Annotated in this window: 12 protein-coding genes; 2 read left to right on the plus strand and 10 right to left on the minus strand. The window is 46.9% G+C overall.

Translation table 11 applies throughout. The annotated features are described in order from the left end of the window. Positions 1-161 precede the first annotated feature (161 nt). Complete coding sequence (locus IQ219_RS11780; protein ID WP_228016998.1) at positions 162-305, minus strand: hypothetical protein; 144 nt, start codon at positions 303-305, stop codon at positions 162-164. A gap of 87 nt (positions 306-392) precedes the next feature. Continuing rightward, entirely contained in the window at positions 393-1,838 is a 1,446-nt protein-coding gene (locus IQ219_RS11785; protein WP_228017000.1) for a PLP-dependent aminotransferase family protein, read from the minus strand. 237 nt (positions 1,839-2,075) lie between these two features. Here IQ219_RS11785 and IQ219_RS11790 point away from each other — a divergent pair, with 237 nt between their 5' ends. Both IQ219_RS11790 and IQ219_RS11795 read left to right on the plus strand, forming a co-directional pair. After that, complete coding sequence (locus tag IQ219_RS11790; RefSeq protein ID WP_194072726.1) at positions 2,076-2,372, plus strand: hypothetical protein; 297 nt, start codon at positions 2,076-2,078, stop codon at positions 2,370-2,372. 69 nt (positions 2,373-2,441) lie between these two features. After that, entirely contained in the window at positions 2,442-2,861 is a 420-nt protein-coding gene (locus IQ219_RS11795; RefSeq protein ID WP_194072727.1) for a DUF2267 domain-containing protein, read from the plus strand. Positions 2,862-3,102: 241 nt separating this feature from the next. On the opposite strand, the gene IQ219_RS11800 is transcribed toward IQ219_RS11795, so the two are convergent. From IQ219_RS11800 to IQ219_RS11835, 8 genes are all read right to left on the minus strand, one after another. Continuing rightward, positions 3,103-4,029, minus strand: coding sequence for a hypothetical protein (locus IQ219_RS11800; protein ID WP_228017002.1), 927 nt, complete (start codon positions 4,027-4,029; stop codon positions 3,103-3,105). Continuing rightward, positions 3,956-4,993 (minus strand): hypothetical protein, encoded by a 1,038-nt coding sequence (locus IQ219_RS11805; protein ID WP_194072728.1) that lies wholly within the window; start codon positions 4,991-4,993, stop codon positions 3,956-3,958. Before IQ219_RS11805 ends, IQ219_RS11800 begins: the two co-directional genes overlap by 74 nt. Then, a complete protein-coding gene (locus IQ219_RS11810) occupies positions 4,990-5,352 on the minus strand; it encodes a hypothetical protein (protein ID WP_194072729.1) in 363 nt (120 codons plus the stop codon). The genes IQ219_RS11805 and IQ219_RS11810 overlap by 4 nt, the downstream gene beginning before the upstream one ends. Next, a complete protein-coding gene (locus tag IQ219_RS11815) occupies positions 5,343-6,410 on the minus strand; it encodes an ATP-binding protein (protein ID WP_194072730.1) in 1,068 nt (355 codons plus the stop codon). Before IQ219_RS11815 ends, IQ219_RS11810 begins: the two co-directional genes overlap by 10 nt. A gap of 210 nt (positions 6,411-6,620) precedes the next feature. Next, positions 6,621-7,649 carry a metal-dependent hydrolase gene (locus tag IQ219_RS11820; RefSeq protein ID WP_194072731.1) on the minus strand — a complete coding sequence of 343 codons (1,029 nt, stop codon included), beginning with the start codon at positions 7,647-7,649 and terminating at the stop codon, positions 6,621-6,623. Continuing rightward, on the minus strand, positions 7,649-8,560 hold the full coding sequence (locus IQ219_RS11825; protein ID WP_228017004.1) for an ATP-binding protein: 912 nt from the start codon (positions 8,558-8,560) through the stop codon (positions 7,649-7,651). Before IQ219_RS11825 ends, IQ219_RS11820 begins: the two co-directional genes overlap by 1 nt. Further along, the gene (locus tag IQ219_RS11830) at positions 8,500-9,054 is read right to left on the minus strand and encodes a hypothetical protein (protein WP_011153882.1); all 555 of its coding nucleotides are present in this window, start codon (positions 9,052-9,054) and stop codon (positions 8,500-8,502) included. Before IQ219_RS11830 ends, IQ219_RS11825 begins: the two co-directional genes overlap by 61 nt. 99 nt (positions 9,055-9,153) lie before the next feature. Continuing rightward, positions 9,154-9,402, minus strand: coding sequence for a hypothetical protein (locus IQ219_RS11835; RefSeq protein WP_011153544.1), 249 nt, complete (start codon positions 9,400-9,402; stop codon positions 9,154-9,156). Positions 9,403-9,558: the final 156 nt, after the last annotated feature.

A 9,558-nucleotide genomic window follows, 5' to 3' on the forward strand; every position in this document is an offset into this window, starting at 1 on the left:
AAAAAGCCCGGTTATGACTTGGACTATGCCGATGGGTTTGAGTTGCGCAAAAATAACGTCTTGGTGAGAAATTATAGCTGGGCAGATTGGTATAGATGGACACCCCGCCCCATTTGTAGCAAGGGCAGATCCTACCTGACCAATGATGACATTCAGTATGACTAATCCTCCCCGGTGCCCAGCACCAGCAATTTAACCTGTACCACCTGATTTCTGAGCCGTGACCATTCCCGAAAAGTTGCGGCTTTTTGCCGGTCGTAACTACTCAGTTGGGCCAAATAGCGTTCACTGTCCCCCTCCCCCAAATTGACCCTTTACTTTATGAACCACGGTATCCATAATAATTTTTCTCTAAATTCTCCTTGATTAAAAATTGCCTTGAATTGTAAATTTTATTTTGTCTGCTCATGCAAAAGTTGTCCAAGTACAATCATTGCTTCCTGAATCTCTTGTGTAAAAGGCAAACCAAAATTAAGTCGAAAACAGTTACGATAACCGCCAGATGAAGAAAACATACTACCTGGAGCAATGGCAATATTATGATGTAATGCATCCTCGTATAGCTGAAGAGTATCAACTATTTCTGGCATTTCAATCCAGAGAATATAGCCTCCTTTTGGCCTAGATACTCTGGTCATTTTAGGAAAGTAATTACAAATCGCCTGAGTCATATCCATCATTTGCGCCTGGTAGGTGCGTCTTAGCTTCCGCAAATGGCGATCATAACCACCATTCGCTAAAAATGCAGCGATCGTCAGTTGTGGAGCAACTGCTGTCATATAATTAGTCGTCATCTTTAGTTGCTCAACTTTTGTTTGATAACGTCCCGGTACAGCCCAGCCAATTCTTAATCCAGGTGATAGTGTTTTGCTTATAGATGAACAATACAAGACTAAACCCTGGGTATCAAAGGATTTGATTGCTTTTGGGCGATTTCCAGTAAAGTTAAGATCACCATAAATGTCATCTTCAATTAATGGAACATTATAACGATTAATTAAACTTATAAGCTGTTTCTTTTTAGAATCACTCATGCAACTACCTAAAGGGTTGCTAAAATTTGCAATTAGGACACAAGCTGAAATTTGATCGTTTTTCAAAGCATCTTCGAGGTGTATTAGCGAGATACCATGTTGAGGATGAGTCGGTAACTCTAGAATCCGGAGGTGAAGAGCTTCAAGGGTTTCCAACAAAAGATGATAAGTAGGAGATTCGATGACAACGGTATCACCGGGTTTTGTGACAGCCTTTAAGGAAAGATAGAGTGCTTCCGTCGTTCCATTCGTAATAACGATCTGATCTGGTGTAATAGAGCAACCAGTGTCTATGAGACGACGTGCTACTTCATGACGTAATTCTTCACAGCCTTGTGGTGAACTATAGCGATGGGTAACTTCAGGCTTAGCTCGTAGCACTTGCCCCATCAAACGATTGAGGGTAGCTATAGGTAAAAGATTGCTACCAGCGATCGCCGCCCCTAAGCCAATGATTCCAGGTTTCAACATTGAATTATTTACACGGAAGGCTAAAGACGTATCAACAGGATTATCGGCAGACTGAGGTGTGCTGGGACTAGGCTCGTCAGGTAGGAAATTCAATATGGTTTTGACAAAGTAGCCTGACTGGGGACGAGCTTCGATTAATCCTCGATCCTCAAGTAGGCGATAAGCTTCCAAGACTGTTGAAATACTTACTGACCACTGCTGATGTAATTTTCGCACCGATGGTAGGCGATCGCCTGGCTGGAAAGTACCTTCACTAATCAGTCCATGAATTTGATCCGCTACCGTTTGGTAGAGGGTCTGATTAGGCGAGGTTGTCATAAACTTAGGCTTCATTTTTTGTTCCTAAATTAGAAAAGCATTACAGTTAAGCTGATTAGTAACCATAACAGTTGCTGAAAAGTAAACTGTATCCATAACAATTTATTGTAACTGCATCTTTCTTATTTGAAATAAATGAGTAAAATTTTTATATAAGTCGATTAATTCTTTTAAAAAATAGAATAGTTATTAAGATCCAATTAAATGATTTAATGCTATTTTATTGTTCCACTAAATTTCATTTCTGAGAAAATGACTAATCAAAACTTTTATGAAAATTGTGTAAACACAATAAAAGATTGTCTCTCAATTATCACTCCATTTCATGAAAAACTCTATTTTTTGCAACGCATCAAAGAAAGAATAAATGGGCTACTTTATTCATTAGTAAATATATTAGCCTACTGTAACGAACCCAAAATATCTAGAAAAGTTAGCCGCTATGGTGATATATACTTTGAAGTTTACGATCCAATTTTTAATAAGCATATGAGTTTTGGTTCTGAACAAGAAGTTAGAACTTGGCTAGAGCATAGATGTCATTATTAAATCTATAAAACTTATAACTAGGGCGGGCTATAATTATGTGGAAACACTAAAAAGTCCAAAGAAAATATTATGCCAGTACCTGCAGAATATCAGCGTGCTTCAGATAATTTTTATGAGTATTTAGTAGATACCCGTAACATAGCAGGATTATGGAGCACACATGTAGCCTATACGATGACCCAAGGTGTTTTTCAAGTATTTCGCCGGAGGCTTTCTACAGAAAATGCTATTGCTTTTGCGAATGTTTTGCCAGTCTGCTTAAGGGCTCTTTTTGTAACTGACTGGAATATAAACGAGTCTAAAAAACCTTTTGGAGATTATGCAGAGATGATTCAAGAAGTGAAGTTATTGCGAGAGGAACATAATTTTTCTCCTGATACGGCCATTAGAGATGTAGCTATTGCTTTGAGGAAACATATAAACGAAAAAGCTTTTCAAAAAGTTCTTTCTACCTTTCCTAAGGAAGCGGCTGATTTTTGGAACGTATAAATTTTCACTTATAAACTAAATACTATTTGGTCAATTAAATTCTTATTTGGATTTTCAAAGGACGATATTAATTATTTATAGGAAACTAGCCCAATGCAATCATCAATATGTCCAAAGCATCTTATATGCGTGAGCTTGTGCTTCCAGCAATACAAGATGAAAGGTTTTGAGGTATTTGCCGAGGAGTAAAAATTGCTTTATGAGACTGAACAGAATTTTGTGTAGATGACATTCAGTATGACTAATCCTCCCCAGTGCCCAGCACCAGCAATTTAACCTGTACTACCTGATTTCTGAGCCGTGACCATTCCCGAAAAGTTGCGGCTTTTTGCCGGTCGTAGCTACTCAGTTGGGCTAAATAGCGTTCACTGTCCCCTTCCCCGAATCTGTAACTAACCTTGGCAATTTCGAGGCGTTGCTTATCCCGCTTGGCGATCGCCTGCTCAATTTGAAAAGCCCGGGCCAATTCCTCCAGTTTGAGGACTTCGAGGGTGACCTGTTCCCGGAGTTTTTGCTGTAATTCTGATTTATTGCGTTGCAGTTCCGCGATTTTGATTTGGATATCCCCAATGGCAATGATGCGGGATTGTTGTTGGTCATTGCCAGCGTATTGTGACCAGTTGAACAAAGAACCTAAACCCTGGCCCAGAAATGCCGCCGCTACATTACCAAGGATGAGGCGAAAGGGATTGGTGACGGGAGCTTCCACCCTATTACTGACCGGCCCCAGGGTGGAGTAGAGAAAGACCTGGAGGAAAGGGGAGAAATTAGAAATGGCAATGCTATCAAGGTTCCTTTGCCGGGCCTCTTCCACAGCGGCGATACTCTCATCAATTTTGTCCTGGAGGTCTGCCAAAAGGCGGGAATTTTGGATGGCCGTATTTTGTAGTTGGTTAACACAGGATTCCGTCGCCACACTACAGGGCAAGTCCCCGAGCATTTGTGACCAAACATCTTCGCTAATTTTTTTATCCACCAGGTCATCCAGTTCGGGGTCAAGGAAGGGATTGGGTTGCCCCTGGGGGTCTTCCATCAACTCCGGGTCATCCTCACTGCCAATTTCCAGCAGATCTGGTTCCTCAATTTCCCCATCGTCAGTTAGTTGGGCTAGCACCGGTGGTGTCGAGGTAGAGGGTAACGGCCAGCTTACCGTCGGTTTGGCGGTCAAACTTAATGCGGCGAATAGTGCCAGAGTAAGGGCTTTTGACTTGAACAATGCCATTGAGCTTTTCCTCCACAGCGGATAATTGCTCCCGGAGCTGGGCCAACTTGAACTCCCGGTCTAGTTTTTGATTGGCCACATTGATGGCCACCTGATTTTCTTCTTCTGCTCGGCGGGAAATGGTGATGCGGTGGTTATATTCCGCCAGTTCCCGGTTTTCCTTGGCCGCCCGTAACCTGGACTGGGCCTGTTCCAATTCCCCCCGGGCAATGCTGACCTTACTTTGCAAATCAGTGAGTTCCTTGCGGCGGTCTGCTTCCACCTGGAAATATTCCGCTTGGAAAAATTTATACTCCGCTTCCTTGCCCTCCAATGCTGTCCTGACCTGGCGGAGCTTTTCTGTTTCGTGGGTCAACATCTCCGGCGGCAAACCCTTCAAACCATTGACCGCATCGAGCTTGCGTTGCTGTAACTCAAAAGCCCGGTGGGCCGCTTCCACATCGGCTAGGGAACGTTCCACTTTCGCTTTGGCAGAAATAAAAGGGTCAGCTTCGATCGCCGTGGCCAGATTCCGTTGGGCCTGGGCCAGTTTAATTTCCGCTAATTGAATGGCGGTTTCTTCCACGGTGTAGGAAATGGGGGGCAGTTCCCGCAGGGCCGGGGTCGGTTGCAGCATGGGCACCAATTGACCTTCCACATTGGCGATCGCCAGGAGGCGTTCCCGTTGATCCCGTTCCAGTCGGGAGCGTTCCGCTTCTTTGTCCGATAGCACCTGACCCCGGTTAACCGTATCCCCTTCCCGCACCTTCAGTTCCGTTGGGTCACCTAGGGTGAGATTAATTTTGAGCCGGTTGGGGGTAGTGAGGGAAGAATTATTACTAGGGGTATTAGTAGTGTTGGTTTGGGCATGGAGGCCGCCAAAGACCACAGTGCCGAGGATTACCGCCAACAGTAAAGCCCGCCAATTCATAATGACCTCCGAAAAGCAGTCAGCCCACCTTGGTAATACTCATCAATGGCCGCTTCAATGTGGGCATCGGAGCAATTGTCGAGAAAGTCCTCAACTTCCGCTAAATCCCTCGATAAACAGCCCAACATCCAGCTTTCTAGTTCATCTTGGTCGAGCCAGGGTTCATCACAGAGCAGGAGGAAATGTTTAATGTCGAAGATGTCGAATGACCAGCAATCAAGCAACCATTTTCTTGCTTCGGTTAACTCTTCTTCGGTGAGGGTAGTGGTGGTGGTTAACATTGTCATAGCCTTTTGATACAGAGCAACTGAAACAGCAGTGGCATAAAGCAAGCCAGCGTAGCCCAGAATTAACCACATCTTTGGTAGTAGGGGGTAACGTTAACTTTGTTGGCATTTTTGCCAAAGCGTACCAATGATTCCAGGGGATTCAAATTGGCGATCGCCTCTTCAGAAAACCTAAAGGTGCGGGCGGTTAAAGGTAACTCGGAAGAATCAACCGGCAGAATCAACTTAGTGAACGTATTGGTTAAAACATCCTTGGAAATATGACGGGAAGACTGGGAAGCCACCCACAGCCCTAGGCCGTACTTTCTGCCGTCCGCCGCAATCCGATCCAGAGCCTTTGAGTAACCAAGCTCCTTGGCTTCGTCAATAAACAGCACCGTTCTGAGGGCCGATTCCCCTAGTAAACGATGGCGGTTCATCAACTGGGAAGCGAGGGCATCCCCGGCGATCGCCTGCAATTGGGGGGGAAGTTTGGCAAGATTCCAACGGGTTAACCTTTCATAGGGGGGCTGGGTTTTGTTGAAAATGCCGTACTCAAACATGGTGGATAGCTTTAGTCTCAGCTTTTCCGCTTCCTTGTCTTCCTCGGCCATTTCCTCCAGCAAACTTTCCAGGTCAGAAAAGTTAGGGGGCACTTTCAACCAACTCTGGGGGGATTCCTGGGAGATACCCCGGCGGAAATAGCAATGTTTGAACGCATCCAGTAGTTTGCCCTGTTGATTACTGCCTAACCGTAGGGTTTTGGCGAATAGCATGGCCAGCTCAATGGCCCGCAGATTGGGGCCGCCCCCTTCCTGGTCGAGGTTAATTACCAGGGGATTAATGCCAGAGTTGCTGGTCATATTGATGTGGTAAACCTTTTCCCCCGGTAGCTCCTGGTCGCCATGGAAGTCAATGATTGCCACCTCCACCAACTTGCTCACCTCCCAGGCGATCGCCTTCAGGGTTTGGGTTTTGCCGGCCCCGGAACCGCCAATGATGCACCCATGGGGATTGGCCACGGTGGCGGGGTTCCAATAAATCTGTTCACCGATTAACACCCCTTCCCGGTTGGTAGGGAAAATATTACTAGGGGTTACAGTGTGGGTCAGTCTGTTGAGTTGGGGACGTTTACTAGGGGAGAAAGTCATAGTAATTACTAGGGGTTAGCGGTGGTTGAGATAAATGGCATGGACTATCAACAGGGCGGCAAAGCATTGGATTCCCAAGAGATAAAGCAAAATAGTCATGGCAGGCTTCACACAGTGGTGGTTAGGAATCCCCCCTGGCCCCCCTTGATAAGGGGGGAATCGGATTTCAAGTCCCCTTTTTTAAGGGGGATTTAGGGGGATATTGGACAATTAACGTTTTTCAATGGTTTTGATAGTTACCGACCCCCTAACGTATTGGTCTTGGAGGAGGTGGATCGCCGTTTCGATGGGGGCATGGTCCAGGGTGACAAATCCTCCCGCATTGCGGATGGGGGCAAAGGCAAAGGCGGACTGTTCCAGGCGGAGCATAGTGGGGTCATCAATGGTGAGCTGGCCACTGATAAAAGTCATGGGGTTGATGTAACCCTCTAGGCGATCGGGCGGTTCATCGTCGAGGTAAATGGTTTCGGTGTGGATAACGGCGGGTTCCCCTTCCCGGCCCCGAATGCGATTAACAATGATGGTGCTGTCTGCTTCCGTGCCCACTTTCACCACCTGGTCATCCCGCAGAACTAAAAAGCCTTGGCCATTGGTGGCAATTACCGGGGCCTCTTCCTTTATCGGCGCACGGTTCCCCGCCCACACTCCCTCATATTCGGCATAGATAATTTTGTTGCCCCCCTTACGGTTGTACAATTCCACCACCCCACTGGGAGCGGCAATCAGGGCATTGAAGTTTTTCACCAGACCGCCGGTGTTATTCAATTGAAAAGTCCAAACGGCGATCGCCACCACGAAGACCATCAGCCAATATTCGGCGGCACTGCCGGTGGAAATCCTCAGATTCCGATTACCAGGGCAAACACAGCGCACCCCCAACGGGTAAAACATTTCCACCCCCGATTTGGTGAAGCAGTCCAAGAACCAACCGGCGAAGTAACCAATGTTGAGGGCATGGATGATTACCAGGGGAATGACTGGCATGGCAAACCAAAGGGCATAACTCACCAGGGCGAGGGTGAAACTGGCCAACAGGGAATGGGTGGCACTGCGATGACTAAACCGTTGCTCCAGGGGCCGAGAAATAAAGGGTAATATCCGACCGGCGGGGCTGGTGCTGATGTCGATGTCCGGCAACAGACTGGCGATCGCCCCAATCAGAATGGGAACCGGGTTGGTGGTTTGGGCCGCCATGCCAACGGAAGCCGCTCCCACTAATAAATGGGTGATGGTGAGCATCAGTTGCTAATCCTCCTTGATTCCTTGGGTAGGTAGTAGGACAACCTGGCCACCCCCAGGAAAATGGCCCCCCCAATGCCCGCCAGAATATAGAGGGATTGATTCCCAGTGCCCAGGCCAATGAACCGATAGCAAATAAAGACAATGCCCACCAGGAGCAGTAAAGGGGTGATGTCGAAATATCTGCCGTGGTCGCCCGCTTCGTTTTGGATGCCCAGAAAACCTTCCTCGATGGCCCGCTTAGCCAACATGGGATTGCCCCCAGCTCGGCTTTGCAGTTTGGCAATTTGATTTGGCTTTAGCCCAGACCCCAGGGCGATCGCCTCCTTTTCCATCAAGTCTCGGATCTGGTATTCCGCCAGGGGCTTAAGTTCAATGCGGGGCACATAGATAAACAGGTCAGTCCTGGGGGGATTGGTGGCCGCCAACAGCATGGGAACGCCCACGTCCTTGAGCTTTTTCAGCCAAAGCCGGAACTTCACTTCCAGATAATGGGCATCGTCGAAGATCAACACCGCCCGGTTAACGCTGAACCATTGGATCAATTCTTGCTTTAGCACTTCCACCGTTTTGCTCCGTCCTTCCAGGTTTTTGCTGTCCACCCCGGCCATGTCGGCGATCGCCGTTAGCAGGGTTTTGGGGGTAGCTGGTTCAAAGTATTGGCACGTCACCCCATCGGATAACAGTCGTTCCCACACCTGGCGCACCAGATAGGTTTTGCCCATGCCTTCCCCCGATGTCACCAACACAGACCGAGCGGAATAAAGGGAATGGAGTAGCCCTTCCAGCTCCGGTTGCCGATAACAGGTTTCCCCGGCCGGTGGGGCCAGCTCCCACTCATCCCCATCCCCTAGGCTGCCAGTTGACCATGGTTCTGGTTGCTCTGGTAAGCCTTCGCTTTCGTAATCCATTGGGAAGCTATCACTAACGGGTTCTGGGGCTTTGGGGCGATCGCCACCTTGGACTGCTCCACCTGGGCTTGGAGATCCGCCGGTAAATGTTGGGGATTTTTCAGGATTTCAGCAGTTAGTAAATTCTGGGCAATTAAGATCCCCGCCGCTTGATTTTGGGCGGCCCGGATCAGCTCAGCGTGACCCAGTTCCTCGTCCCCTTCTAGGGCATCAAAATTAATCACTTCCCCATATTGTTCTAGTTCTCCTTCATCGGTGATCATGGTCAATTGTCCTGGTTTGGGATAATCGGCCATTTTGCCCCCATCACTTATCCAGCGATGAAGTTTATCAAGTTCAGCCATTTGTTCATTGGACAAACTGAACAAATCATCAACTTTGTCCAACGAATAGCCTAAATATTTCAGCCGATTGAACACCGTTGTCCGGGCTACCCCGTAGGACTTTTCCAGTTGTTGTACAACGTCACCTTTGGATTTTCCAGCGATGGACATTTTTTTAATCTCCCAAATATTTTTTTGTGGAACTTGTCGTTTAGGGGATTCTATATGACAATTTTTTTCTGTCAAGTCCAATGCTGTCCAACGCTGGACTTAAATTTGTCCAACGTAAAGCAGTAAAAATCCAGCGGCAATCCGCCGGACAAATTGCCCTTTTCCAGTGGACAAAATCTTGTTTTCGCTGGACAAACGGTGTAAATGTCTAGTGATTTGTCTAACGCTCTTGTTGCACAAACTGGACAATTCTTCCTTAGTCTTTGGACTGTCCAACGCATCTAGTATTAGTTGCCGGACAACCTCACCTTGTTTATGGGTAGGCCACTCATTCGGGTTAAAGTCCATGATGAACTCCTTAAAATTAGTAATTTATATTGTCCAATAGCTAAATAAAAATGACCACAAAGATTGAAAAATTTAACTTTCTTTAAAGCTTTGCTGATTTATCCATTAATACTCTGACAACCCTAGTTAACTACTGAGTTGATTATTGGGGATGCT

It is taken from the genome of Synechocystis sp. LEGE 06083, from assembly GCF_015207725.1.
Taxonomy (GTDB): Bacteria; Cyanobacteriota; Cyanobacteriia; order Cyanobacteriales; family Microcystaceae; genus Synechocystis; species Synechocystis salina.